Source organism: Burkholderia sp. AcTa6-5 (genome assembly GCF_017815075.1).
GTDB lineage: Bacteria > Pseudomonadota > Gammaproteobacteria > Burkholderiales > Burkholderiaceae > Burkholderia > Burkholderia sola.
The window spans coordinates 1-25,694 of the sequence record NZ_JAGIQE010000038.1; the positions used below are offsets into that span (position 1 = coordinate 1).

Consider the following 25,694-nt stretch of genomic DNA (forward strand, 5'->3'; position numbering starts at 1 on the left):
CCGCCTTCGAACCAAACTACGAAAAGTTCTATGACCGACAAGCAAAGTGGAAACCAGACGGGTGTCGTGCCGAATGAACGGGTAACCTGGATCAAGAATCCGCTGATCACACAGATCAAGTTTCATGACGGAAAACTGGGTAGCAACTACGTCGAAATTCGCTATTACCTGTCTTATATCAATCCAAGTAAGCAGGACGTTAAGTGGACTGGTAAACCGACACCGGATGGTCCTGCAATGCGGCTGTATTCGGGGGGCAATGAGATTAAACCCGCCCCGCCTAAGCATCGTGACATTGAGCCCTATGTCGCGGCTCCCCGGGATGAGGAAATAAAACTGTACGCCAACAAGGTTAAGGCTGAAAGAAAATGGACTTCAGATGGCCCCGGTGAATTTGTGATTATGAACAGCCAGTTCCTTCCTGGCACGCACGTCTACGAGATGGTCTACTGGCATACGCAACTCGACTGGATCGACGTGCGCGAGGTTCTGGACCGTACCGATACGGGCAAAGGCAGGATGATGTATCCGATCACGGACAACGCACCGTCAAACCGCCTCTATTTCAAGGTCTACAAGCCGACCGATGAAGAAGCGCGTGAGGGGCGGCACATTGAATTCCTCGGCGAAGTGGATGCCCGTACGCAGGTCCCGGCGCTGCCGTACGCCCGTCCGGGTGACTACGCGCCAAAGACCGGCTATTGGGCCGCGACGGGCAAGAGCATCGAACGGCTCGGTGGCTATTACGAAGTGTTCGTCAAGGAAGGGGATTCACTGCCGAACCTGCCGGGGGACCGGGGCGTGGACCCCTTCAGTTTCCAGTGGAAGTACGTGGGCGAACAGAGTGCCGCCGCTGGAAAGTAACGGCAGATCAATATCACCATCGGAGATTTTCATGCGACCCGTTGTGCTTGTCGGCCATCGCCATGTCTGTCCGTTGCACGGACCCGGAACTGTTATCAGCGGCACGGACGGCGTGACCGTCGGGGGGAGAAAAGCGGCCTGTGTCGGTGACTCTACGAGTTGCGGTGCTGTCATCGTCACCGGGGGCGTAACCACGTTTGGCGGCCGGGCGGTCGCCCGCGAGGGTGACACCACCAGCCACGGCGGCACGCTGGTCGAGGGCGATAACGGCTGGTTGCTTGATTGAGCGGAACAGGGAAAGCACGCCATGATTCAGCTTCCAGGCAGACATGCACCGGGCGACGCATCGGCGTCCGCTGAGTCGCGGCAGCTTGTCGCTGTTCGCATGAATCTCAATAGTAGACAGGACGGGGTGGCTACCGTTTGTGTGGCGGCAGGCAAAGTTCTTCGCGCTTTCGCGTCTTACTTTGACGCGACGATCAGAGCAACGCACTTGGCTACGCCGAACAGCCGCATCGGTGTTTGGGGGTAGGGCATTTGCCGCCGGGGACGATCCAGCCACCCAACCGGGATGGCTGCAACGTGCTTCTGCAATCGGGTTGGGTTGCCCGCCAGGGACGATTGATTACTGGACCGGATAACCAGCCGTCAGGATGTTTTCTTGAACTTCGCCGGGCAGGTCATGCCCTCACGCCGTGCAGATACCGGCCACGCCGACTTTCTGGAACAGGTGCGGGCTCGCGACGGCGGACGACGGATAGGCCGGCAGCACGAGGATCGCTGCATCCAGGTCAGCCGAACTGAAGTCGCCGGCGATGTCGCGGACATGCTGTTGCCACCGCCCGACCACGGCCTGATAGGACACCTCGCCGAGAGACGTCGGCGCGTGCAAAGGGGAACGCTTGTGTGCCGGATCGGGTAGCGACCCAATCAGCCCTTCGCCGGTCAGCACGTCGGCCGACCGGCCTGCGGGTCGAGCGAATCGCCGACGACAACTGAGTCGGGTGCGTAGCTGATCTGCCGGGCGCATTTGCCGCGCACGCACGACAAACCCTTTTCGATCAATGGCTTGGTGCCGTTAATGGACGGTTGTCCACAAGCTTGCCAACATAATCTGTGGACAAGCCGCCCGCCGCGCGCATCAGGCCGGCCGCGGGAAGCGCACCGTGACGGTCAGCCCGCGTCCGCCGTGCGTAGTGCCGAGCGCGACCGTCGCGCGATGCTGTTCGGCGATCCGCTTGACGATCGACAACCCGAGCCCGCTGCCCGACGACGTGACCGCCTGCGCGCCTTCGCCGCGATAGAAGCGCTCCCACACGTCGGTGCGTTCGGCTTCCGGAATGCCGGGGCCGTCGTCGGCGACTTCGAGCACGGGCGTCTCGCCGTCGATGCGCGCCGACACGTCGACGCGCGCGCCTTCGCCCGCATAGCGGATCGCGTTGTCGACGAGGTTGTTCAGCAGCACGCGCAATGTGTCGGCGTTGCCCGATGTCATTACGGGGGCGTCGACGATCGCGCCGAGATCGATGCGGTGCGCATCGGCGACGCGCGCGCGGTCCGACACCACCGAGCGGCACAGCGCGGCGAGATCGACCGGCGCCGATGCGGCGGCGGCCGCCTGCGCATCGGGTTCGAGGCGCGCGAGCGTCAGCAACTGTTCGGCGAGGTGGCCGAGGCGCGTCGTGCCCGCATGGATTTGCGCGAGGATATGCTCGCGTTCCTCGGCCGTCGCTGCACGCCGCAGCAGTTCCGACTGGATCGACAACCCCATGATCGGCGTGCGCAGTTCGTGCGCGGCATCGGCGATGAAGTGCCGCTGCAGCGTGAACGAGCGGTCGAGGCGTGCGAGCAGATCGTTGATTGCTTCGGCAAGCGGGCGAACCTCGTTCGGCATCGATGCGACGTCGACCGGCTCGAGGTTGTTCGCATTCCTGCGTTTCAGGCCGGCCGCGATCGCCCGCAATGGCCGCAGCCCCGCGCCGATGCCGAACCACAGGCCGAGCGCGAGCAGCGGCAGCATCGAGAACACCGGCCACAGCAGGTGGACGGCGATGCCCGCGATCGCTTCCCATCGTGCGTGGCGTGCCTGCGCGAGCCGGATCGTCGTGCCGCCTCGCTCGGTCACATAGGTGCGCCAGGGCTGGCCATCGACGTCGACGCTCGCGATGCCTTTCTGCTCGGGCGGCGGCAGCTTCGAATCGCGGTCGGTCGAATACACCAGCGTGCCGTTGCGCCACACCTGCAGCAGCACCGCATCGGGGTCGCTCGCTTCGAAGCCGTGCTTGCCCTTGGCGTGGTTGCTGAACGACAGCTCGCCGTTCGGGCCGACGACGATCTGTTTCGACATGCTGCGCATCTGGTCGTCGAGCAGGTCGTCGAGTTCGCGCAGCGCGCCCCAGTAGGTGCCGGCGCTCGCGACCAGGCCGATCACGCACGCGGCCGGCAGCAGCCACGTCAGCAGGCGCCGCCGCAGCGACGCGTTGCGCCAGCGCGCGATCGCGCGTTGCATCCGCGTCACGTGCCGTCACCGATCCGGTAGCCGACGCCGCGCACCGTGCGGATCATGTCGTGGCCGAGTTTCTTGCGCAGGTTGTGGATATGCACCTGCACCGCGTTGCTCTCGATTTCCTCGCCCCAGCTGTACAGCCGTTCCTCGAACTGCTCGCGCGAAATCACCGCGCCCGGTTCGCGCATCAGCTCGTGCAGCAGCACGAATTCCTTCGGCGACAGCGGCACTTCGTCGTCGTCGAGCCAGACGAGGTGCTTGACGGGGTCGAGCCGCAGCGGGCCGATCGCGAGCGTCGTCTGCGCGCGGCCCGCATGGCGGCGGCTGACCGCGCGGATACGGGCGAGCAACTCGTCGAGCTCGAACGGCTTGACGAGATAGTCGTCCGCGCCGCTGTCGAGGCCCGCGATGCGGTCGGGCACGCCGTCGCGCGCGGTGATGATGATCGCGGGGAGGGTTTCGTCGCGGCGGCGCAGCGCGGCGAGCACCGACAAACCGTCGCGGTTCGGCAGCCCGAGATCGAGCAGCAGCAGCCCGTAGCTGGTCGCACGCAGCGCGAGCGACGCGGCGTCGCCGTCCTTCACCCAGTCGACCGCGAAGCCTTCCTGTTTGAGGCCCTGTTCGAGCCCGCTGCCGATCAGCGGATCGTCCTCGACGAGCAGTACGCGCATGGATTGGTGTCTCTCCAACGGGGGCGCGGCAGCGCCCGGGGTTCTCATGATAAGCGCACGCGTCTTAGGCGGAGCTTAAATGCGGGCGGCGTGCGGCGGGCTTTCGTACTCGTCCTATGCGGCAGCGTGTCACTTGGGCGCGACCTTCAGGTTTGCTTAATCTTACGGTCCGTAATCTGGCGCCGTCGCGTTCAACGGAGCGCGGCGCCACATCGAAGAAGAGGACCGAGATCATGAAACACCTGGCCAGAATCCTGGCGGTCGCGCTCGTCGCGTTGCCTGCTGCCGTCCATGCGCAATACACGGGGCCGTCCGCGCTGACCACGACGACCGTGAAGGAACTGCTCGCCAACGGCAAGGACGACCAGCACGTGCAGTTGCAGGGGCGCATCGTCAAGCACGTCGGCGGCGAGGATTACGAGTTCGCCGACGCCACCGGCACGATCCACGTCGAGATCGACCGCAAGCTGTGGGCGGCGGGCCAGCCCGTCAGCGACAAGAACGAAGTGAAGCTGACCGGCGAATTCGAGCGCAAATGGTCGGGCCGCGTGAAGGTCGACGCCGATCACGTCGAAGTGCTGCGCTGACCGGTGGGCGCGGGGCCGGTGATACCATGGACGACCGGTTCCCGTTCCCACCAAGATGGCCGCCAATTTCGACGAACTCGCGTCCCGGATCCGGGCGCAATTTTCCGAGCTGAGCCCGCAATTCCAGGCGGGCGCCGCCTTCCTGCTCGATCATCCCGACGAAGTCGCCACGTCGTCGATGCGCAAGGTCGCGCAGCGCGCGCAGGTGCAGCCTGCGTCGCTCGTGCGGCTCGCGCAGCAATTCGGCTTTCCCGGCTGGAACGAGCTGCGCGACCTGTGCGTCGCGCGCGTGCGCACGCGTCCCGAGCCGCTCACGCAGCGTGCGCGCTCGCTCGTGCGGCCCGACGCGAAGGCGTCGCTCGCGCACGACCTGCTCGCCGCGCAGCAGCACAACCTGTCGGCCACCGCCGCCCAGAACGAGCACACGCTCGCGGATGCGGCGAAGCTGATCCGCAAGGCGTCGCACGTGCACGTGGCGGGGTTTCGGTCGTGCTATCCGGTTGCGTTCGGTTTCGTCTACGGCTATCGGCTGTTCCGGCCGACCGTGTCGCTGCTGAACGGCGTCGCCGGCTCGCTCGAAATGGAGCTGCGGACGATCGCGAAGCAGAGCGTGACCGTGATCGTCAGCTTCGCACCGTATTCGGCCGAAGCGACGCGTGTCGCGCAGGCTGCGAAGGCGCAGGGCAGCCGGATCGTCGCGATCACCGACAGCGCCGTGTCGCCGATCGCGCTGCACGCGGACGCGCAACTGATCTTCACGCACGACAGCCCGTCGTTCTTTCCGTCGCTGGTGGCCGCGCACGCGATGGCCGAGGCGCTCGTCGCGCAGTTGCTGGCGCTCGAAGGCAGCGATGCGATCGCGGCGCTCGAACGGACCGAAGCGGAACTGCACGCGAAGGGCGCGTACGTCGTTTGACGCGCGCGGCGGTATGGATGGTTTCAGCCAACGCTCATTCACGACCCGACGTAACCGATGACGTTGACCTACGCAGTGACCGACGCGGCCGACGCGCACGTGCGCAAGCAGATCGTCGCGCCGCTGATCCGCTTCAACGAAAGCCACGCCGGCCCGGTCGATTTCCGGCCGCTGGCCGTGATCGCGACCGACGCGGCCGGCGCGGTGGTCGGCGGCCTGTGGGGCGGCACGGCGTTCGGCTGGCTGCATGTCGACCTGCTCGTCGTGCCCGAGGCCGCGCGCGGCCAGGGCGCCGGCACGCGCATCATGGATCTGGCCGAACGAGAGGCCGTCGCGCGCGGCTGCCACAGCGCGTGGCTCGATACGTTCGACTTCCAGGCGCGGCCGTTCTACGAGAAGCGCGGCTATGTGCGCTTTGGCGAGCTGACCGATTACCCGGTCGGGCACACGCGCATCTTCCTGACGAAGAAACTCGCGGGCTGAACGGCGCGGCCCGGCGCGGTTGACGATGCCGGCGGCCGTCGCCTACGATACCGGGCAGCGATGCAGGTCGCTTCCGGGTCCGCGGAAAGGGTTCAACCCACCTGTCGCGGCAAATCCTGTCTTTCCCCATCCTTTGTGCTGGCGGTATTGCGGACCTTCGGCCATCCATGCACGAGGATCCGCATGAAAAAGCTGCCTCCCAACGCTCATCCCGATCATCTGAAAAAGCAGGCCAAGGCATTGTTGCGCCTGTACCGGCAGGGCGACGCCGATGCCGTCGCGCGCTTCGTCGCATCCCTGCCCGCCGCCGCGCATCGCACGCATGACGAAACGCTCGCGCTCGGGCTGCGCCTGCACGACGCGCAGTCCTGCATCGCACGCGAGTACGGCTTTGCTTCGTGGGCCGATCTCGGCGTGTTCGTCGAAACGCACGCACTCACGCGGCAACCGCGATCGCTGCTGATCCGGCGCTGGCTCGATCTCGCGTACGGCGCCGACGTGACCGGCGGTTTCGACGCGGCCCGGCCGCGCATCGCCGCGCAATTGCTGCTCGATCGTCCCGATCTCGTGTCGGCGGACCCGACCATCGCATGCGCGGCGGGCGATCTCGACGCGGTGAAGGCGGCGCTGGCCGCCGATCCCGGCTGGATCGCGCGCGCCGGCGGGGCGCTGAAGCTGCCGCCGCTCGTCGCCGTCACGCATTCGCGGCTCGCGCAGCTTCCCGAATTCGCGGCCGGGTTGCGTGCGTGCGCGCGTCATCTGCTCGAGGCGGGCGCCGATCCGAACCAGCGGATCGGGAACCGGTATCCGCCGGCCTCGCTTGCCGAGCCCGACGAGTCGGAACCGTTGTCGGCGCTGTATGGCGCCGCCGGCGTCAATCGCGATCCGGCGCTTACCGCGATGCTGCTGGAAGCCGGCGTCGATCCGAACGACGGCGAATCGCTGTATCACTCGGTGGAGAACCCGGCGTGCACGCGTCTGCTGCTCGAGCACGGCGCACGGGTGGGCGGCACGAATGCGTTGCGGCGCGCCCTCGACGTGCCGGACGCGACCGCGCTCGAGCTGCTGCTTGCGCATGGCGGCGACCCGAACGAGCCGGCCGGCGAGGGGCCGACGAGGATGTGGGGCGCGCCGTTGCTGCGCGCGATCGCCGTGCGTTGCCCGGCACGCCACGTCGCCGCGCTGCTGGCGGCCGGCGCCGATCTCGGCGCGCGGACCGCGGCGGGCGTCAGCGCATACCGGCTCGCGATGCAGGGCGGGTTGTCCGACGTCGCGGCGCTGTTGCGCGCGGCCGGCGCGGAGGAGGCGCTCGATGCGCAAGACGCGTTCATCGCGGCCTGCGCGCGCGCCGATGCCGACGACGCGCGGCGCATTCAGGCGGAACACCCCGAACTGCCCGGTGCGCTGTCCGACGATCGGCTGCGGTTGCTACCGGACGCCGCTGCATGGGGTTCGCGCGACGCGGTGAAGGTGATGGTCGAGCTGGGCTGGCCGATCGCCGCGCGCGGCGGCGACTGGGACGCGAGCGCGCTGAATCACGCGGTGTTCCGCGGCGATGCCGAACTGCTGGCGTTCCTGCTTGCACACGGCGCGAGCTGGCGCGACCTGCACGGGTTCGGCAGCGATGCGCTCGGTACGTTGTCGTGGGCATCCGTCAACGAGCCGGAGGGCGTCGGCGATCCCGACTGGGACGCGTGCGCGCGCGTGCTGCTCGCGCACGGCGTGCCGCCAGCGGTGCGCGATCCGTCGAATCCGGACGGCGTGCTGATCGACGGCCGCGCGATGCGATTCTGCGACGCCGTCACCGACGTGTTGCTCGGCATCGACGACGGGCGGCCCGCATCGACGTGACGCGACGCGGGCCGTTGAACGTGGCGACCCGCATCCGGCCGGCCCGGGTGTTTCCGTTGCGCGACGACATTTCGGCAAACGCTGAAACGTCGCGTGCACGACCGGCGTAAGCTCACCGTCAACACCTTCCCGGAGTTCGTAATGACCCGTTCCGACCAGCAAGCCCGCCACGCCGAAGCTTTCCGTGCACTGCATACGCGCCCCGGCGCGTTCATCATCCCGAACCCGTGGGACGCCGGCACCGCGCGCCTGCTCGCGATGGCCGGCTTCGAAGCGCTCGCCACGACGAGCGCCGGGTACGCGTTTTCGAAAGGGCAGCCCGACAACGCGATCGACCGCGACGCGATGCTCGATCACATCGCCGAGCTCGTCGCCGCGGGCGGCTTGCCCGTCAGCGCCGATCTCGAGAACGGCTTCGGCGACGCGCCCGACACGGTGGCCGAAACGATCCGGCTGGCGGCCGAGGCGGGCGCGGTCGGCGGCTCGATCGAGGATGCGACCGGCCGCGCCGATACACCGATCTATGCGCGCGCCGCGTCGGTCGAACGCATCGCGGCGGCCGTCGACGCGGCGCGCGCGCTGCCGTTTCCGTTCACGCTGACGGCGCGCTGCGAAAACTATCTGCACGGCCGCCGCGACCTCGACGACACGATCGCGCGGCTCGTCGCGTATCGCGACGCCGGCGCCGACGTGCTGTATGCGCCCGGCATCACCGACGCCGACGAGATCGCGGCCGTGACCCGGGCGGTCGGCGCGCCCGTCAATGTCGTCATGGGGCTGCAGGGCGGGTTGCTGAGCCTCGACGAACTGGCGGCGCTCGGCGTGAAGCGCGTCAGCGTCGGCGGCGCGCTGGCGCGGGCCGCGCTCGGCGCGTTCCTGCACGCGGCGACGGAAATGCGGCGCGACGGCACGTTCACCTTTACGCGGGCAGCCGTGCCGGGGCGCGATATCAACCGCTGGTTCGCGGCGCCGGATAATTCGCCGATTTTGTTCGGCGAATGAGCCCCAATAAAATCCGGAATCGTTTCCACTTAAGCATTGATTGACAATAATCAATTGGTTTCGCGTCCGCATTAATCGCCGACGCTGACGCGAAAATCGTCGCTTATTCTCCGCATTCCGCCCGATCGGCTGCCGCCGGCGCACAAACCGCGCCGAATCTGAGGCTTGGCGGGCTGTCATACGCGACGATGTCGTGCATTGTTGCAGGTTCTCGTTCAGAACGTTTCAGTGCGCGGCAGTTGCCGGATGATTTTTTGATTGATAATCTGCGTCACGTTCGAATGACCGGCGAGTGGGCTGCCGGGAATATCAATATATTCAATATATTAAAAGCTGAGAGAGCGATGACGATCCGAGAAAATCATCGAGTGAGGTTTCGCGTGGGCGATGTCGTGACGCTGAAAACGGGCGGGCCGCGCATGACCGTCACGTATGCCGGGCCGGTCGTGTTCGACGACGGCGATTGGCTGATCTGCCAGTGGTTCGACGAAAACGGCGAGTTCCGGCAGGAAATGTTTCATCACGACACGGTGGCGCCCGAGCCGCGTGCGATTTCGGCCGGGCGGGTCCGACTGCGCATGCAGTCGCACCGCTACCGGTCGGCGGCCTGACGCCGGCCGGCCGCCGCGATGCCGCGACGCGCGGCGCGCGGCGTCCGTGCAACGACACTTCACGCTATTCCGAAACATGCGGCGGCGCGCTGCGCCGATACTGAACGCATGAACCCGACCGATCCCATTGCCGCGGTCACGCACCGCGATCCCTATCCCTATTACGCCGCGCTCGTCGACGGGCCGCCGCTTGCGTTCGACGCCACGCTCGGCCTGTGGGTCGCGAGCCGCGCGGCGACCGTGACGGCCGTGCTCGGCCATCCGGCCTGCCGCGTACGCCCGCTCGACGCGCCGGTGCCGCCCGCGTTGCGCGGCACGACGGCCGGTGCGCTGTTCGGCGAGCTGGTGCGCATGAACGATGGCCCGTCGCGACACGACATGCCGAAGCAGGCGTTGCGCGCGGCGTTCGCGCCGATCGACACGGATGCGCTGCGCGCTCGCGCCGACGCGCTTGCCGCGCGGCGGTTGCCGACGCCCGGCGATGCCGATGCGCTGAATGCGTGGTGCATGACGGTGCCGGTGTGCGCGGTTGCCGATCTGCTCGGCTTCGACGAAGCGCAACTCGACGACATTGCCGAGCGGGTCGTCGAGTTCGTCGCCGCGCTGTCGCCGCTGTCGGATGCCGCGGCGCTGGCGCGCGCGAGCGACGCGGCGCGGCACCTGCTCGACCGGATGACGGAACGGGTTGCGCAGTCGCATGCGCGCGACGGCACGCTGGTCGCCGCGGTGCAGCAGGCGGCCCGCGCGTCCGGCTGGCACGCGAGCGGCGCGCTGGTCGCGAATCTCGTCGGGTTGCTGTCGCAGACGTGCGAGGCGACGGCCGCCTGGCTCGGCAATGCACTCGTGGCATGGGACGGCGAAGCCGGCGTGGCGCCGGACGCGGCCGCGCTCGACGCATTCGTTGCCGAAGTCGCGCGTTTCGATGCGCCGGTGCAGAACACGCGCCGGTTCGTCGCGGCGCGCACATCGATCGAAGGCGTGAGCGTCGAAGCCGGCGACGCGATCCTCGTCGTGCTCGCGGCGGCGAACCGCGATCCGGCCGTGCATCGCGAGCCGCATCGGCTGATGCCCGGCCGCGCGGCAGGGCCGAATTTCGGCTTCGGCACGGGGCCGCATGGGTGTCCGGGCGAGCGGATCGCACGGGCGGTGACGGCGGGGGCGTTCGCGGCGCGGTTGCGCGCAGGCGGCTGGCCGCCGCGCGACGTACTGAAGTGGGATTACCGCGCGTCGACCAACGTCAGGATGCCGAAGTTCGACGCGACGCGGTGAAGCGGAAAGAGGGACTTAACGGCAGCCTTGTTTTTCCGCCCATTGCTCCTGGGCGGCGACGCGGCGCTGCACGCGTTCGACGAGGCCGGTCGAGAAGGTGCGCATGCTGACGCCGCGGCGCTTCGCGAGGATCGTCTGCGCGACGTCGGTGCGCGGATTCGGCTGGCACGCCCAGTACAGCGTCATCAGCCAGCCGATGCCCGTCCACGCGAACAGCGCGTTGAACATCGCGATCGTGAGCTTGTCGTGCCGGCCGCGCCGGTCGGCAATGACGGCCGGCAGGAAATAGAGCGCGATCGCCGCGACTGAACCGGCCAGTTGAATCAGGACTTCATCATGCATGGTGCTGCTCCGTCCGAACTGCAATGAGGCTGATTGTCGCGCTTTTTCCGTTCGTGTGCAGGCAATTGATTGTTGCGCTTTTGGTGACGATCAGCCGGCTTCGGCGTCCGCCGGCTGCACGTCGTTGCTCAGCGCGAAACCTTCGTCGAGCCAGCCCGTCACGCCGCCGATCATCAGCTTGACCGGCCGGCCGAGGCGCGCGAGCCGGATCGCCGCGCGCGCGGCGCCGTTGCAGTGCGGCCCCGCGCAGTAGACGACGAACAGCGTGCCGGCCGGATAACCGGCGAGCTTGCTTTCGATGATCTTGCGGTGCGGCAGGTTGCGCGCGCCGGGCACGTGGCCGGCGGCGAACGGGTCGGCGCCGCGCACGTCGAGCAGCACGAAATCGGGCGTGCCGGACGCGAGTGCGTCGTGCACGTCCCAGCAATCGGTCTCGAAGCGCAGCGATGCCTCGAAATGCGCGAGCGCGGCGGGGCTGTCGGCAGCGGGGATGTCGGTGACATAGGACATGGTCGGGCTCTCCTGGTTGAGCGGGTACGGAACCGAGCGGGCACGGAACGCGCCGCAATGAAGGGCAGTATCGCGGTTCGGCTCGTTTCGCGGCAGTGGCGCGATCGACAAGTTCCGGTAACATCGCGCCATGCACAATCATCTCGTCGTCGCGCTCGCCTACGATCGTCTCTGCACGTTCGAATTCGGCTGCGTGGTCGAACTGTTCGCGCTCGAGCGCCCCGAACTCGGCGTCGACTGGTATCGCTTCGCGGTATGCGCGAGCGAGCCGGGGCCCGTGCGCGCGGCGGGCGGCATCACCGTTGCGGCGCCGTACCGGCTCGCGACGCTCGATCGCGCGGACACCATCGTGATTCCCGGCTGGCGCGATCCGGACGAACTGCCGCCCGAGCCGTTGCTGAAGAAACTGCGGGCCGCGCATCGGCGCGGCGCGCGGCTCTGCTCGATCTGTTCGGGCGTGTTCGTGCTGGCGGCGGCCGGCGTGCTCGATGGCCTTACCGTGACGACGCACTGGCGATATGCGGAGCGCCTGCAGGCGCGTTATCCGGCGCTGCGCGTGAATCCCGATGCGCTGTACGTCGACGAAGGGCAGATCGTCACGTCGGCCGGCTCGGCGGCGGGGCTCGACATGCTGCTGCACCTGGTGCGCCGCGATCACGGCGGCGCGATCGCGAACCGCGTCGCGCAGCGTCTCGTGCTGCCGCCGCATCGCGACGGCGGGCAGGCGCAGTTCGTGCCGCGTCCGGTCGCACCGGGCGGCACCGACCGGCTCGCGAAGCTGATCGACTGGATGCGCGCGCATGCGGCCGAGCCGCACACGCTCGCGTCGCTCGCCGCGCAGGCCGCGATGAGTACGCGTACGCTGCAGCGTCAGTTCGCGGATGCGACCGGGATGTCGCCGCTCGCATGGCTGATCCGCGAACGCGTGAACGTCGCGAAGGACATGCTCGAAGCGCAGCCCGCGTTGCCGCTCGCGCAAGTCGCGGCGCGCGCCGGGTTCGGTTCCGAGGAATCGCTGCGCCGGCATTTCCGGCGCGTCGCGGCGACGAGCCCGGCCGCGTACCGGCGCGGGATGGATCGCGGCGGCACGTAGCCGGCGCCGGGCGGCATCGCTCGGGCGCGACGAAGAAAAGAACCACTGGTGTGGCGACGGCCACTCATTCCGAACAAGGATGCCGATGACGATGCTGCCTTCCCGTTTGCCGTTGATCCAGGCCCCGATGGTCGGCTCGCTGAGCCCGCTCGCGATTGCCGTGTGCGAAGCCGGCGGCCTCGGTTCGCTCGCGTGCGCGGCGCTCGGCCCGCAGCAGTTGCGCGACGAGATCGCGGCGATCCGTGCGCGCACGGCCGCGCCGTTCAACGTGAATTTCTTCTGCCATGCGTCGCCCGCGCCCGATGCCGAGGTCGACGCGCGCTGGCGCGCGGCGCTCGCCGGCTACTACGCGGAAGCCGGGCTCGACCCGGCCGACGTGAAAGGCGGCCCCGGCCGCGCGCCGTTCGACGATGCGATGTGCGCGGTCGTCGAGGAACTGCGGCCGGCCGTCGTGAGCTTCCATTTCGGACTGCCGGACGACGCGCTGCTCGACCGCGTGCGCCGCACGGGCGCGCAGGTGGTGTCGTCCGCGACGACCGTCGAGGAGGCGCGCTGGCTCGATGCGCGCGGCGTCGACGCGATCGTCGCGCAGGGCGCGGAGGCCGGCGGCCATCGCGGAATGTTCCTGACCGACGATATCCACGCGCAACCGGGCCTGTTCGCGTTGCTGCCGCAGATCGTCGATGCAGTACGCGCGCCGGTGATCGCAGCCGGTGCGATCGCCGACGGGCGCGGCATCGCGGCCGCGTTCGCGCTCGGCGCCCGCGCGGTGCAGATCGGCACCGGCTACCTGCTGACGCCGCAGGCCGGCCGCTCGGCGCAACATCGCGCGGCCGTGCGCGCCGCCCGCGACGACGGCACACGCATCACGAACCTGTACACGGGCCGCCCCGCACGCGGGCTGCTGACGCGCTTCATGCGCGAACAGGGGCCGATGAGTGCGCTCGCGCCGGCGTTTCCGCTCGCGACGGCCGCGGTCGATCCGCTGCGCGGCGCGTTCGAGCGGCAGGGCCGCGACGATTTCTCGCTGCTGTGGTCGGGCGAGGCCGCGGCGCTCGCGCGCGAAGAGGATGCCGGTGAATTGACGCAGCGCCTGTGGCGCGACGCACTCGCGTGCGCGGCCGGGCTGCGCGACGCGTTTCCGACGGCTGGCTGAACGGCCAGGAGGGGCGCCGGCGGGGGAGCATCGGCGTATGATCTGGATTTTCGTCAGCCCGATCCAGGCACCCCCACCATGACTTCCGTCGACACTACCCCCGTCCTCGACCATGACAAGCTCGTTACCTTCATCGAGCGCAAGTGGAACGATGAAATCCTCCACGCACTGACCGACTACATCGCGATTCCCGCGAAGAGTCCCGCATTCGACCCCGACTGGGCGAAGCGCGGCTATCTCGAACGCGTCGTCACCGACGCCGCGCAGTGGGCCGAACGCCAGCCGGTGAAGGGCCTGAAGCTCGAAATCGTGCGTCTGCCGGGCCGCACGCCGGTGATCTTTTTCGAGTCGCCGGCCACGCGTTCGGGCAGCACCGACACGATCCTGCTGTACGGCCACCTCGACAAGCAGCCCGAATTCGACGGCTGGCGCGCGGATCTCGGCCCGTGGACGCCGAAATTCGAGAACGGCAAGCTGTACGGCCGCGGCGGCGCGGACGACGGCTATGCGATCTACGCGAGCCTCGCGGCGCTCGGCGCGCTCGACGAGCAGGGCATCGAGCGGCCGCGCTGCGTCGGCCTGATCGAGACCTGCGAAGAGTCGGGCAGCTACGACCTGCTGCCGTACGTCGACGCATTGCGCGACCGGCTCGGCCAGGTATCGCTCGTCGTGTGCCTCGATTCGGGCGCCGGCAACTACGACCAGATGTGGCTCACCACGTCGCTGCGCGGCCTCGTGTCCGGCGACCTGCAGGTCGAGGTGCTGGAAGAAGGCATCCACTCGGGCGTGTACGGCGGCATCGCGCCGTCGAGCTTCCGCGTGATGCGCCAGTTGTTCGAACGCCTCGAAGACGCGAAGAACGGCAACCTGCTGCCGGGTGCGTTCCATTGCGAGATTCCGTCGAGCCGCGTGCGCGAAGCCGAAGCGGCCGCCGCGATTCTCGGCGACACGGTGTGGAAGGGGCTGCCCTGGGCGTGCGGCCAGGACGGCAAGCCCGTGCTGCCGACCACGACCGATCCGCGCGAGGCGCTGCTGAATTCGACGTGGCGTCCGTCGCTGTCGGTGACGGGCGCGGCCGGCATGCCGGCGCTCGCCGATGCGGGCAACGTGCTGCGTCCGCGCACCGCGTTCAAGCTGTCGCTGCGGCTGCCGCCGCTCGTCGACGCCGCGCAGGCCGTGCAGCAGTTGAAGGAACTGCTCGAACTCGATCCGCCGTACAACGCGAAGGTCACGTTCAAGCCGGACGCGGGCGCGGCGACCGGCTGGAGCGCGCCGGATCTCGCGCCGTGGCTCGCGTCGTCGCTCGACGCCGCGTCGCGCCGGCACTTCGGCGCCGACTGCGCGTACATGGGCCTCGGCGGCACGATCCCGCTGATGAACGTGCTGCAGGAAGGCTTCCCCGCCGCGCAATTCATGGTGTGCGGCGTGCTCGGGCCGAAGTCGAACGCGCACGGCCCGAACGAGTTCCTGCACGTGCCGTACGCGAAGAAGCTCACGGCGGCGGTGGCCGACGTGATCGCGACCGCGCGCTGAGCGTCGCAGCGTTCGACGAACCGATTGCCCGACCCGAACCGACTGGATGGAGTGTTGCCGATGACCGCACTGCCGACGCCCGATACCGAACCGCTGCGCATGCGCGCCGAACCGCTGCATGCATTCGTCGCGGCACTCTGGGAACGGGCCGGCAGCAATCCGCGCGAGGCGACGCTCGTCGCCGATCACCTGGTCGGCGCGAATCTCGCGGGCCACGATTCGCACGGGATCGGGATGATCCCGAATTACGTCGCGTCGTGGCGGGAAGGGCAGTTGCAACTGAACGCGCACGCGTCGATCGTCCGCGACGGCGGCGCGGTGCTGACGATCGACGGCGGGCGCGGCTTCGGCCAGGTGATCGCGTTCGAGGCGATGGTCGAAGGGATCGAGCGCGCACGGCGCATGGGCATCTGCGCGATCGGGCTGCGCGACGTCCATCACCTCGGCCGTATCGGGCACTGGGCCGAGCAGTGCGCGCGCTCGGGGCTCGTGTCGTTCCATTTCGTCAACGTGCCGGGCGACCTGCTGGTCGCACCGCTGCACGGCACCGATCCGCGTTTCGGCACGAACCCGTTCTGCGCCGCGTATCCGCGTGCGGGCAAGCCGCCGCTGCTGCTCGATTTCGCGACAAGCGCGATCGCGTACGGCAAGACGCGGGTCGCGTACAACCAGCGCAAGCGCGTGCCGGCCGGGTCGCTGATCGACCATCGCGGCGAGCCGACCGACGATCCGGCCGTGATGCACGAGCAGCCGTTCGGCGCGCTGCTGCCGTTCGGGCTGCACAAGGGATATGCGCTTGCGGCGATGTGCGAGATTTTCGGTGGCGCGCTCGTGGGCGGGCATACGACGTACGGCGATACGCTGCAGAAGACGAGCGCGATCGTCAACGGGATGCTGTCGGTGCTGATCGATCCGAAAGCGTTCGACGCAGCCGATGCCGAACGCGAAGCCGATGCGTTCGTCGCGTGGGCGAAGGCGTCGCCGCAGGCCGGCGATACGCCGGTGCAGATGCCGGGCGAACCTGAAGAGGCGAGCCGCGCCGCACGCGGCACGACCGGCATTCCGGTCGACCGCGCGACGTGGCGGCAGATTCGCGAGAGCGCGGCGGCCGTCGGTGTCGACGCGGCCGAACTCGATGCATGGACGCAGCGCTGCGAGGTGCCCGCATGAGCTGGCAGTCGGAGAAGGCGCACGGCGAGGAAATCGCGTATCAGCTTGCGCCGCTCGGCACGGTCGCCGTTGTACGGTTCTTCAGCGGTGCGGCGTTGCGGCTCGACGGCGTGATGTTCGGCTTCATGTCGCGCGGGTCGCTGTTCCTGCGGGTGGACGACGTGAACCGCCCGGCGTTCGTCGCGGCGGGGATGGGGCCGTTCTCGTATGCGAGGCCCACGCGCACCGTCTCGCTCGAGGGCTATTACGAAACGCCGGCCGACGTGCTCGAGGATGCGGGCGCGCTGTTCGACTGGTGCCGCGGCGCGTATCGCGCGGCGCTGCTGGCCGGGACCCCGAAGCGCAAGGCGAAGGCGGCGTCTGTGTCCAGAGCGGGGGCGAAGGCTGCACCGAAAGCGGCGTCGAAGGTCGCGTCGAAACGTGCAGCGAAACCGGTGGCGAAGCCTGCGACGAAATCGGTAACGAAACCCGCGCCGGCACGGAAAACGAAGCCCGCGGCGAAAGCAGCAGCGAAACCGGCGTCGGCGCAGACAGCAAAACCGGCATCGAAATCGTCGCCCGCGCCGGCACCGAAACCCGCGGCGAAGCGCAAGCAGGCGTAGTCCCGATCACGAGAAGCGACCGCCTCGCGATTTTCGCTTTCCTTACTTTCAGGCGCGCCCGTCGCGGCCGACCAGCACGCTGCGCGGCCTATGTGCCCGCACGATCCGGCGCACGCATGCATCGAGCTTGACGCACCGCACGTCCTGCATGCTTCACAACGGCGGCCCCGGCGTTTATGATCGGCGCGGGTTGTGCCCATGCGTCGCGCGACCCGCGCCGGCCTCGCCGCCGGCCTCGCGAACGGCGCACCCGACGCCGCGCGGAACGCTTCCCCACTCATCATTCCAGACGGAGACAGCCGATGCTCGTCCTGATTCTCGGTTTAGCGATCTTCCTCGGTGTGCATTCGATCCGGATCGTCGCCGACGGCTGGCGGTCCGCGACGATCGAGCGGATCGGCGAGAAGGGCTGGAAGGGCGGTTACGCGATCGCGTCGATCGTCGGCTTCGCGCTGATCGTCTGGGGGTACGGGCTCGCGCGCGCGGGCGCGACGCTGCTGTGGGTGTCGCCGGTCGGCGTGCGTCACCTGACGGGCATGCTGACCGCGGTCGCGTTCGTGCTGATCGCCGCGTCGTACGTGCCGCGCAACCGGATCAAGACGCTCGTCGGGCATCCGATGCTGGCCGGCGTGATGGTCTGGGCGGTCGCGCACCTCCTCGTGAACGGCACCGTGCACGCGGTCGTGCTGTTCGGCGCGTTCTTCGTGTGGTCGATCGTCGATTTTGTCGTGTCGCGTGCGCGGGATCGCCGCGACGGTGTCCGCTATCCGGCCGGCGCACTGGCCGGCGACGTCGCGGCCGTGGCGGCCGGCCTCGTCGCGTGGGCTGTGTTCGCGCGATTCCTGCACGGCCCGCTGATCGGCGTGCGGCCGTTCGGCTGAACGTGCACGGCGGGCCGGACCGGCTGCCGCGGCAACGGCGTGCGTGCGTCAGATCGGCTTGACGAACAACCCGACGGTCAGCAGCGCGCCGATGCAGACGATCGCGATGCGCAGCACGCGTTCGTTCACGCGATGCAGCGCCCATGCGCCGAGCAGGCCGCCGACGATGGCGCCGGCGCCGAGCGCGATCGCCTCACGCCAGTGCAGGTGTGGCGACGTGACGAACAGCACGACGGCCGATGCGTTCATCACGCCCGCGAGCGCATTCTTCGTCGACATCGCGTGACGCGGCGGCAGGCCGGCCATCGTCAGCGCGGCCATCATCAGGAACCCGATGCCGCCGCCGAAGTAGCCGCCGTAGATCGCGATCAGGAACTGCGCGACCCCGGCCGCGACGGGGCCGAGATATTGCGCGCCGGCGCCCGGTTTGCGAAAGAAACTGCCCCACGCGAACACGACCGTCGCGAACAGCACGAGCCACGGCACCAGGTGCGAGAAGATCGACGACGGCGTTTTCAGCAGCAGCAGGCCGCCGAGCGCGCCGCCGGCCACGCTGATCGCGAACAGTGCGCGAAACGGCAGCTTGCCCACGCCGCTCACCATGTTCCGGCTCGCCCAGCCCGTCGTGACCTGGCCGGGGAACAGCGCGACCGTCGACGTGATGTTGGCTGCGAGCGGCGACATGCCCGACACGATCAGCGCGGGCAGCGTGACGAACGAACCGCCGCCCGCGAGGGCGTTCTGCAGGCCGGCCCAGAGGCCGGCGACGATGATGAGAGCGAGCATCGGTGCGCAACGGAAGAGGTGGCGGGGGGCCCGCTGCCGGAGAAGCGCGGGCGGGGTGCCCGCACGATGGTAATGCAGGATGGCGGCCGCCGGAAGCCGGCGCGGGGCGCGCGCGATGTCACGCGTCCGGTGGGGCGTCTTTCGCTCGCGCGGCGCTGCCGTGGTCGTCGTCGACATTTGGGTAGACGATCGTGCCGTCGGGCCGGACGACTGCGCCGGCCGTGAGCCGCGCGGGTTCCACGCGGTTGCGCCCCATGATGTGCAGTACCGTTTCGCCGCGCGCGATCAGGTAGTCGGACACGATGCGTCGATGACAGCGCCACCACACGGCTTCCGAACACATGATCGCGCAGCGCTGCTCGTGCCCCTGGGCGATCAGTCGGTCGAGGCCCGCGTGAAATTCGGGCGACAGCGCGTAATCCGCGTAGCGGTGAAAGCTGCGGTTCGTCCAGAAGTCGTTGACGTCGTCGGGTATGCCGCGCGACTTGCCGCGCAGGCCGCCGAGTTCGGCGATGTGTTCGTACGCGATGTCGGCGGCGGCGAGCGTATCGGGCAGCGTCGCTTCGTTGAACTGCGGGTTGGTGCGCGAACGCGTCATCTTGCGGATATCGGCGAGCAGCGTGATCTCGACCGCATCGAGCAGGCCGACGAATTCGTCGAGCGTGCGGTTCGAATGGCCGATCGTGTAGAACGGGAGCGTCATGTGCGGTCCTTGCCGGCGATCCGTTCGAGCACGCGGCCGCGATGCGCGGCGACATGGTCGGTCCGGTCGCTCTTGACCTCGTACTGCGGATCGTCGGGCGACGCGTGATGGCGATGGCCCTTGTAGTCGAAGTCGGCGGTGTGGATCGCGATGATCGTGCCGGTCACGTAGCCGGCCTCGGAATTCCAGCGGACGTGGTCGCCCAGCTTGAATGGGGTGGTCATGCAGCGGGTCCTCCTGGCGCGGTTGCCGTGTGCGTCGATCCTCGCGGTGCGTGTCGTCATGCCGGGACGAACGGCGGGTCCATTATCGGCCACGACCGTTCGCGGAGAAAGACATAGACGGCCGCGCGGCGCTGCGTTGCCTGCACGACGAGACCGACGAACCAATGTCGCGCGATTTTCTCTCTGGCCGAAATTTTTACAAGGATAAAGACTCGGGCAGCCCGGATCGGACCAAACGTCACCGGACAAGTGAAATATCGATCGAATCGCAAAAGGGGCAGGCCACACAATCCGACGGGTTTATCTCATATCGCGGGAAGACCTGCGCGAATCGGCCGATCGAATGGGTTTCATAAACGTATGCGAGCCAGCGCGGAATATCGGTGTGAAAGTCAATAGAAGCGTCGAAATGTTCTGACATTCGATCGCGGTGCGCGGGAGTGTGCGGTGCTTTGCGCGGAAGCCGTGCCGGCCGGGCATGCAGCGCTTGGTGGCGCCCGCACTGGCTTTGCCGTTGCGGGCCCTGCTTCACCGGCCGGCTTGCGTGCGCGATGCGCGGATCGACGCAATCGAAATCGGTTTTATTTTATTGTTCATTCGCGAGCATCGTTTCATTTAAACCCGATACGCATCGCGTCCGGTTGCGATTTATTGCAGCGCGGTGCACAATCGTTCACAAGTGCAATAAATCCGCAGCGGATTTTCTCAGCGGCACGAATACTCCCCGCCATTCGCTGCCCGCCATTTCGGCGGACGCACGATCGTGCGTCAGGCTCGGCGGCGCGATTGCCGATTTCCGGTCTATCGCGAATCACGGAGCACATGCGCCCGAGGCACGATGCCGTCGGCCCATCGGCCGGCCGGTCCCGACAGTACAGCAAGAGCGCAACATGGCGACTTCCATCGACCTCAATCTTCTCGTCGTTCTGGACGCGTTGCTGTCCGAGAACAGCGTCGTGGGCGCGGCCAACGCGCTCGGCCTCAGTCCGTCCGCCCTCAGCCGCTCGCTCGCGCGCTTGCGGGTGATGACGGGCGACCCGTTGCTGGTGCGGGCAGGGCGCGATCTCGTCCCGACTCCGCGCGCGCTCGAGTTGCGCGACAGGGTGCATGCGCTCGTCGTGGAGGCGCATTCGGTCATGTGCCCGTGCGAACGGGTCGACATGAGTACGCTCAAGCGCACGTTCTCGATTCGCGCGAACGAGGCATTCGTCGAGACCTTCGCGCCGGCGCTGCTCGAACACGCGTCGCGCGCCGCGCCCGACGTGCGGCTGCGCTTCGCGCCGAAACCCAACAAGCATGTCGATGCGCTGCGCAACGGCGACATCGATCTCGAGGTTGGCGTGATCGGCCAGGCCGGCCCGGAGCTGCGCGTGCAGGCGCTGTTTCGCGACCGCTTCATCGGCGTGGTCCGCGCGGATCATCCGCTGGCGACCGGCGAAATCACGCCGCAGCGCTTCGCGTCGTTTCCGCAAGTGAGCGTGTCGCGTCGCGGGCAGTTCAACGGCCCGATCGATACGCTGCTCGATTCGCTCGGCATCGCGCGCTCGGTGACGACCGTCGTGTCGAGCTTTCCGACCGCGCTGTCGCTCGCGCGCAGCTCGGACTTCGTCGCCAGCGTGCCGGAGCGGCAGACCGAGCGGTCCCGCGTCGGCATGTACAGCTTCACGCTGCCGTTGCCGATCGCGGACCTGACCGTCTCGCAGATCTGGCACCCGCGTTTCGACCGTGACCCCGCGCATCGCTGGCTGCGCGATTGCGTGCGCGGTATCTGCGCGCCGCGCGTGGCCGAGGCGATCGCACCCGCTTGTCATGCGGCCGCTTCGATGTGACGCATCATGCAACTCTGGTGGCGTGCGTCAACGTCATTGATACATTGCGTCTCGTGCATCTTCCGCAGCGTAAATCGATTCGGTATGCTCGATTCCATTGTGACAACGCCGGAGATAATGCGTGGGACGATCGTTGCTTGTGAATTCGCCGAATATTCGTGACGCCTTTAAATAATAAACATCCAATCCGAGGGGTATGTGAATTGAGGTGAACGCTGGAAATAACGAATCTGAAACATTGGCGTCTTATTCTGGATGGAGAAACGAATGATTCAGTGTGCGGCGAATATAGCGGCGCCCGCGGATGTCGCGCTGAGCATGCGCGAATGCGAGGTGTTGCGATGGGCGGCGGAAGGGAAGACCGCCTATGAGATCGGCATCATTCTCGGCCTGACCGAGCGGACGATCAACTTCCACATTTCGAGATCGATCGTCAAGCTCAACGCGTCCAACAAGACCAATGCGGTCGTGAAAGCCGTGTTGATGGGCCTGATCGTGTTTGCGTGAACGGTACCGGGGCGTCCGTCGCGGAGCCCCGGTTGCCGCATCAGATCGCGCCCTGGAACGACAGCACGCGCGTCCTGAACTCTTCCGGCACCGGCACCGTGGTCTTGCTGCCGTAGTCGAACATCACGTGCGTGGACACGGCCCGCGCCACCACCGCCGGATCGTCGGCCGAATCCTCGGTGCCCGCCTGCCCGTCGCGCACCATCAGGTATTCCAGTTCGAAGCTCTTCGAGCCGAAGCGCGTGACGCTGCTGCGGACCGTGATCGTATCGCCGTACTGCGCGGGCTTCAGATATTCGCACGCGGTCTTGACCATGATGTGCGGCAGCTTTTCCGAATACGGCAGCTCGAGCAGGTCGTGCATGTAGGTCAGGTACGCGTGCTGCAGATAGTCGTAATAGACGGGGCTGCTCACATGGCCCATCGCGTCCGTTTCCCGATACTTCACGTCGATTCGGGTTTCAAAATACTTTCTTGTCATTGCGAGGCTCCTTGGCAGAACGGCGGGTGAGAACGTTTTTGGCAGGAGTTAAGTTAGACGTGAACCGCATATCGGAATACTGTCGGAAATCACAGATATTCACTATGTGAAATGCTTCTGAGATAAATGACAGTATCACCGGGGATTTGACCGCGCTCTAATTGCCTCCGTAAATCGGCATCCGATCAGCGAGAGTGGAGCGTTAAATGGAAAAATCCGTTGAGGCAGCGTTGACGCAAGGCGTGGCGGTGATCAGTGCGCAGCGGTTGCGCACCGAGTTGCCCTGCGATCCCGGCCTGGCACGGTCGATCGGCGATGCGCGGCGCGCATTGGCGCGCATCATCGCGGGCGAGGACGACCGGCTTGCGCTGATCGTCGGCCCGTGCTCGATCCATGATGCGGACGCCGCGCTGGCGTTCGCGCGCCGCCTCGCGCCGCTGCGCGAGCGGTACGCCGACGTGCTAGAGATCGTGATGCGCGTCTATTTCGAAAAGCCGCGCACCACGGTCGGCTGGAAAGGGCTGCTGAACGACCCGTATCTCGACGGCAGTTTCCGGATCGAGGACGGCCTGCGCGTCGCGCGCAAGGTGCTGCTCGGCATCAATGCGCTGGGCTTGCCGGCCGCGACCGAATTTCTCGATCCGATGACCGCGCCGTATCTCGACGATCTCGTGTCGTGGGGCGCGATCGGCGCGCGCACGACCGAATCGCAGATCCATCGCCAGGCCGCGTCGGGGCTCGACCTGCCGGTCGGCTTCAAGAACGGCACCGACGGCAACGTGAAGGTCGCGATCGACGCGATCCGCGCGTCGCGGGCGTCGCATAGCTACCTGAGGTCGTCCGTGTCCGGCGGCGTGGAAATCGCGACCACGCGCGGCAATCCCGACACGCATGTCGTCCTGCGCGGCGGCAAGACCCCGAACTACGACGCCGCCAGCGTCGCGGCCGCCTGCACCGCGCTGCGCGACGCCCATCTTCCCCCGTATGTCGTGATCGACGCGAGCCATGGCAACAGCGGCAAGCAGACCCGCGCGCAGATCGACGTGTGCGGCAACGTCGCCGCGCAACTGCATCGCGGCGAGCGCGCGATCGTGGGCGTGATGATCGAGTCGTTCCTCGTCGAGGGGCGGCAGGACCTGGTGCCGGGCACGCCGCCGGTATTCGGCCAAAGCATCACCGACGCATGTCTCGGCTGGGATCACACGGCCGAACTCGTCGAGCAGTTGGCTGCCGCGGCGGTTGCGCGGCGGCGTTCGCCAGCCGGCTTCATCGCGCACGGCGCCGCCGTCGCGATGCAGGCCGTTTCTTACTGAATGAAAGGAGCTCTCTTGAACTCACCCATCGACATCGCCCGCGCGCTCGACTGGAAAGGCGACGGCGCCAGCCGCACACCCTACGAGGCGTATACGAGTGAAGCGCTGTACCAGCGGGAACTCGAGCGCCTGTTCTATGCGAATCACTGGTGCTACATCGGCCTCGAAGCCGAAGTGCCGTCTCCCGGCGATTTCCAGCGCACGGAAGTCGGCGAGCGATCCGTCGTGATGACGCGCACGGAGGACGGCGAGATCGTCGTCTTCGAAAACGCGTGCGCGCACCGCGGCATGCAGTTCTGCCGCGAGCGCTCGGGGAAGGCGAAGGATTTCCACTGCCCGTATCACCAGTGGAACTACGACCTGAAAGGCAACCTGATCGGCGTGCCGTTCCGGCGCGGCGTGCGTCAGGGCGGCACGATCAACGGCGGCATGCCGGCGGATTTCGAGCCGGGCAAGCATGCGCTGCGGCGCCTGCGCGTGTCGACGCGCGGCGGCGCCGTGTTCGCGTCGTTCGACGAGAACGTCGAATCGTTCGAGGACTTCCTCGGCCCGCGCATCCTGCCTTACTACGATCGTCTGTTCCACGGCCCGAAGCTGACCGTGCTCGGCTACACGCGGCAGCGCGTGCCGAGCAACTGGAAGCTGATGGTCGAGAACATCAAGGATCCGTATCACGCGGGGCTGCTGCATACCTGGTTCGTCAACTTCGGCCTGTGGCGCGCGGACAATCCCGCCCGGCTCGTGACCGATGCGCATCATCGGCATGGCGCGATGGTGTCGATCCGCAGCGGCGGCGGCGGCGGCGAGGTGACCCACAACGTGACGAGCTTCAAGGAGCGCATGACGCTGCACGACGACCGCTTCCTCGACGTCGTGCACGAACCGTGGTGGGGCGATCCGACCGTCGTGATGCTCACGCTGATGCCGAGCGTCATCATCCAGCAGCAGGTCAATGCGTTGTCGACGCGTCGCATCCGGCCGATCGGCCCGGGCGTGTTCGACTACGTGTGGACGCATTTCGGTTTCGAGACCGACACGGAAGAGATGACGCGGCGCCGTCTGCGTCAGGCCAATCTGTTCGGGCCGGCCGGCTTCGTGTCGGCGGACGACGGCGAGGTCATCGAATGCGTGCAGCAGAGCTTCGAGCAGATCCAGCACGGCAACGTCTACAACGAGCTCGGCGGCCGGCAGATCGACGAGCAGACCGAACATATGGTCAGCGAAACGCTGGTGCGCGGCATGTACCAGTACTGGCGCCAAGTGATGGAGGCCTGAATGAGCACGATCACGACACGAACGGACCGACCGTCCGCCGAGCCGCACGCGGGCGGCGCGAACTTCGAGGATTTCTATTCGCTCGTCCAGCTCAATGCGAGATATGCGGCCGTGCTCGACGGCGGCGACTGGGACGCGTGGCCGGAATTCTTCATCGAGCAATGCCGGTACACGGTGGTGCCGCGCGAGAACCACGAGCGCAACCTGCCCCTCGCGGTGATGGACTTCGAGAGCAAGGGCATGCTGAAGGATCGCGTCTACGGGATCAAGGAGACGCTGTTCTTCGATCCGTACTACCAGCGCCACGTGATCGGGCTGCCGTTCATCACGTATCTCGACGACGCGGTGATCGAGGCGGAGACGAACTACGCGGTGCTGCGCACGAAGACCGAGCAGATGAGCGACGTGTACAACACCGGGCGCTACCTGGACCGGATCGTGCGTACGCCGCACGGGCTGCGTTTCGAGTCGCGCATCTGCGTGTACGACAGCGAGATGATTCCGAACTCGCTGATTTATCCGATCTGAA

28 protein-coding genes and 1 pseudogene are annotated in these 25,694 nt (G+C 67.3%); 20 read left to right on the top strand and 9 right to left on the bottom strand.

Going from position 1 to position 25,694, the window contains the following annotated elements; all coding sequences use genetic code 11:
• The first annotated feature begins 30 nt into the window (after positions 1-30).
• Both J8I33_RS31860 and J8I33_RS31865 read left to right on the top strand, forming a co-directional pair.
• Entirely contained in the window at positions 31-864 is an 834-nt protein-coding gene (locus tag J8I33_RS31860) for a hypothetical protein (RefSeq protein WP_245172610.1), read from the top strand.
• Between the two features lie 31 nt (positions 865-895).
• Positions 896-1,150, top strand: a complete 255-nt coding sequence (locus J8I33_RS31865; protein WP_080334425.1) for a PAAR domain-containing protein — start codon at positions 896-898, stop codon at positions 1,148-1,150.
• Positions 1,151-1,552: 402 nt separating this feature from the next.
• On the opposite strand, the pseudogene J8I33_RS31870 reads toward J8I33_RS31865, so the two are convergent.
• The 3 genes and pseudogenes from J8I33_RS31870 to J8I33_RS31885 form a co-directional block, all read right to left on the bottom strand.
• A pseudogene (locus J8I33_RS31870) lies at positions 1,553-1,633 on the bottom strand (antibiotic biosynthesis monooxygenase); the annotation flags it as partial.
• A gap of 372 nt (positions 1,634-2,005) precedes the next feature.
• Positions 2,006-3,382 carry an ATP-binding protein gene (locus J8I33_RS31880; RefSeq protein WP_209939781.1) on the bottom strand — a complete coding sequence of 459 codons (1,377 nt, stop codon included), beginning with the start codon at positions 3,380-3,382 and terminating at the stop codon, positions 2,006-2,008.
• Complete coding sequence (locus J8I33_RS31885; protein ID WP_050018128.1) at positions 3,379-4,041, bottom strand: response regulator; 663 nt, start codon at positions 4,039-4,041, stop codon at positions 3,379-3,381. The genes J8I33_RS31880 and J8I33_RS31885 overlap by 4 nt, the downstream gene beginning before the upstream one ends.
• Positions 4,042-4,274: 233 nt before the next feature.
• Here J8I33_RS31885 and J8I33_RS31890 point away from each other — a divergent pair, with 233 nt between their 5' ends.
• From J8I33_RS31890 to J8I33_RS31920, 7 genes are all read left to right on the top strand, one after another.
• The gene (locus J8I33_RS31890; protein ID WP_050018129.1) at positions 4,275-4,628 is read left to right on the top strand and encodes a NirD/YgiW/YdeI family stress tolerance protein; all 354 of its coding nucleotides are present in this window, start codon (positions 4,275-4,277) and stop codon (positions 4,626-4,628) included.
• Between the two features lie 55 nt (positions 4,629-4,683).
• Positions 4,684-5,544, top strand: a complete 861-nt coding sequence (locus J8I33_RS31895) for a MurR/RpiR family transcriptional regulator (RefSeq protein ID WP_050018130.1) — start codon at positions 4,684-4,686, stop codon at positions 5,542-5,544.
• Positions 5,545-5,601: 57 nt separating this feature from the next.
• A complete protein-coding gene (locus tag J8I33_RS31900; RefSeq protein WP_209939782.1) occupies positions 5,602-6,027 on the top strand; it encodes a GNAT family N-acetyltransferase in 426 nt (141 codons plus the stop codon).
• Between the two features lie 183 nt (positions 6,028-6,210).
• A complete protein-coding gene (locus J8I33_RS31905; protein ID WP_209939783.1) occupies positions 6,211-7,878 on the top strand; it encodes an ankyrin repeat domain-containing protein in 1,668 nt (555 codons plus the stop codon).
• Between the two features lie 141 nt (positions 7,879-8,019).
• Complete coding sequence (locus tag J8I33_RS31910) at positions 8,020-8,880, top strand: isocitrate lyase/phosphoenolpyruvate mutase family protein (protein ID WP_209939784.1); 861 nt, start codon at positions 8,020-8,022, stop codon at positions 8,878-8,880.
• Positions 8,881-9,224: 344 nt separating this feature from the next.
• Complete coding sequence (locus tag J8I33_RS31915; protein WP_050018134.1) at positions 9,225-9,491, top strand: YodC family protein; 267 nt, start codon at positions 9,225-9,227, stop codon at positions 9,489-9,491.
• A 108-nt stretch (positions 9,492-9,599) separates the two neighbouring features.
• Positions 9,600-10,760, top strand: coding sequence for a cytochrome P450 (locus J8I33_RS31920; RefSeq protein WP_176017001.1), 1,161 nt, complete (start codon positions 9,600-9,602; stop codon positions 10,758-10,760).
• 15 nt (positions 10,761-10,775) lie between these two features.
• On the opposite strand, the gene J8I33_RS31925 is transcribed toward J8I33_RS31920, so the two are convergent.
• Together J8I33_RS31925 and J8I33_RS31930 are read right to left on the bottom strand one after the other, a co-directional pair.
• Entirely contained in the window at positions 10,776-11,102 is a 327-nt protein-coding gene (locus tag J8I33_RS31925) for a superinfection immunity protein (RefSeq protein ID WP_050018136.1), read from the bottom strand.
• A gap of 90 nt (positions 11,103-11,192) precedes the next feature.
• Positions 11,193-11,612 (bottom strand): rhodanese-like domain-containing protein, encoded by a 420-nt coding sequence (locus J8I33_RS31930; RefSeq protein ID WP_209939785.1) that lies wholly within the window; start codon positions 11,610-11,612, stop codon positions 11,193-11,195.
• A gap of 130 nt (positions 11,613-11,742) precedes the next feature.
• Between J8I33_RS31930 and ftrA the strand changes: the two genes are divergently transcribed.
• The 6 genes from ftrA to J8I33_RS31960 all read left to right on the top strand — a co-directional run bounded on the left by ftrA (position 11,743) and on the right by J8I33_RS31960 (position 18,047).
• Positions 11,743-12,705, top strand: a complete 963-nt coding sequence (ftrA, locus tag J8I33_RS31935; RefSeq protein WP_006480801.1) for a transcriptional regulator FtrA — start codon at positions 11,743-11,745, stop codon at positions 12,703-12,705.
• 85 nt (positions 12,706-12,790) lie between these two features.
• Positions 12,791-13,861 (top strand): nitronate monooxygenase, encoded by a 1,071-nt coding sequence (locus J8I33_RS31940; protein ID WP_124595528.1) that lies wholly within the window; start codon positions 12,791-12,793, stop codon positions 13,859-13,861.
• Positions 13,862-13,939: 78 nt separating this feature from the next.
• Entirely contained in the window at positions 13,940-15,394 is a 1,455-nt protein-coding gene (locus J8I33_RS31945) for a M20 family metallopeptidase (protein WP_006480804.1), read from the top strand.
• 60 nt (positions 15,395-15,454) lie between these two features.
• A complete protein-coding gene (locus J8I33_RS31950) occupies positions 15,455-16,564 on the top strand; it encodes a malate/lactate/ureidoglycolate dehydrogenase (protein WP_124630665.1) in 1,110 nt (369 codons plus the stop codon).
• Entirely contained in the window at positions 16,561-17,166 is a 606-nt protein-coding gene (locus J8I33_RS31955; RefSeq protein WP_209939786.1) for a TfoX/Sxy family protein, read from the top strand. Before J8I33_RS31950 ends, J8I33_RS31955 begins: the two co-directional genes overlap by 4 nt.
• 302 nt (positions 17,167-17,468) lie before the next feature.
• Positions 17,469-18,047, top strand: a complete 579-nt coding sequence (locus J8I33_RS31960; protein ID WP_050018142.1) for an NnrU family protein — start codon at positions 17,469-17,471, stop codon at positions 18,045-18,047.
• Between the two features lie 48 nt (positions 18,048-18,095).
• Here J8I33_RS31960 and J8I33_RS31965 read toward each other — a convergent pair whose 3' ends face one another.
• The 3 genes from J8I33_RS31965 to J8I33_RS31975 form a co-directional block, all read right to left on the bottom strand.
• Positions 18,096-18,833, bottom strand: a complete 738-nt coding sequence (locus J8I33_RS31965) for a sulfite exporter TauE/SafE family protein (RefSeq protein WP_209927479.1) — start codon at positions 18,831-18,833, stop codon at positions 18,096-18,098.
• A 118-nt stretch (positions 18,834-18,951) separates the two neighbouring features.
• A complete protein-coding gene (locus J8I33_RS31970) occupies positions 18,952-19,536 on the bottom strand; it encodes a DUF488 domain-containing protein (protein ID WP_050018144.1) in 585 nt (194 codons plus the stop codon).
• Positions 19,533-19,760, bottom strand: a complete 228-nt coding sequence (locus J8I33_RS31975; RefSeq protein ID WP_209927480.1) for a DUF2945 domain-containing protein — start codon at positions 19,758-19,760, stop codon at positions 19,533-19,535. Before J8I33_RS31975 ends, J8I33_RS31970 begins: the two co-directional genes overlap by 4 nt.
• 890 nt (positions 19,761-20,650) lie before the next feature.
• Here J8I33_RS31975 and J8I33_RS31980 point away from each other — a divergent pair.
• The gene (locus tag J8I33_RS31980) at positions 20,651-21,589 is read left to right on the top strand and encodes a LysR family transcriptional regulator (protein WP_050018146.1); all 939 of its coding nucleotides are present in this window, start codon (positions 20,651-20,653) and stop codon (positions 21,587-21,589) included.
• A 267-nt stretch (positions 21,590-21,856) separates the two neighbouring features.
• The gene (locus J8I33_RS31985; RefSeq protein WP_050018147.1) at positions 21,857-22,096 is read left to right on the top strand and encodes a LuxR C-terminal-related transcriptional regulator; all 240 of its coding nucleotides are present in this window, start codon (positions 21,857-21,859) and stop codon (positions 22,094-22,096) included.
• A 40-nt stretch (positions 22,097-22,136) separates the two neighbouring features.
• On the opposite strand, the gene J8I33_RS31990 is transcribed toward J8I33_RS31985, so the two are convergent.
• The gene (locus tag J8I33_RS31990; RefSeq protein WP_050018148.1) at positions 22,137-22,577 is read right to left on the bottom strand and encodes a thioesterase family protein; all 441 of its coding nucleotides are present in this window, start codon (positions 22,575-22,577) and stop codon (positions 22,137-22,139) included.
• Positions 22,578-22,783: 206 nt separating this feature from the next.
• Between J8I33_RS31990 and J8I33_RS31995 the strand changes: the two genes are divergently transcribed.
• From J8I33_RS31995 to J8I33_RS32005, 3 genes are read left to right on the top strand one after another with little or no spacing between them, the layout of a single operon-like run.
• A complete protein-coding gene (locus J8I33_RS31995) occupies positions 22,784-23,890 on the top strand; it encodes a 3-deoxy-7-phosphoheptulonate synthase (RefSeq protein ID WP_209939787.1) in 1,107 nt (368 codons plus the stop codon).
• A 15-nt stretch (positions 23,891-23,905) separates the two neighbouring features.
• Complete coding sequence (locus J8I33_RS32000) at positions 23,906-25,165, top strand: Rieske 2Fe-2S domain-containing protein (protein WP_050018149.1); 1,260 nt, start codon at positions 23,906-23,908, stop codon at positions 25,163-25,165.
• Positions 25,166-25,693, top strand: a complete 528-nt coding sequence (locus J8I33_RS32005; protein ID WP_050018150.1) for an aromatic-ring-hydroxylating dioxygenase subunit beta — start codon at positions 25,166-25,168, stop codon at positions 25,691-25,693. It begins immediately after the preceding gene.
• The last annotated feature ends 1 nt before the right edge of the window (position 25,694 follow it).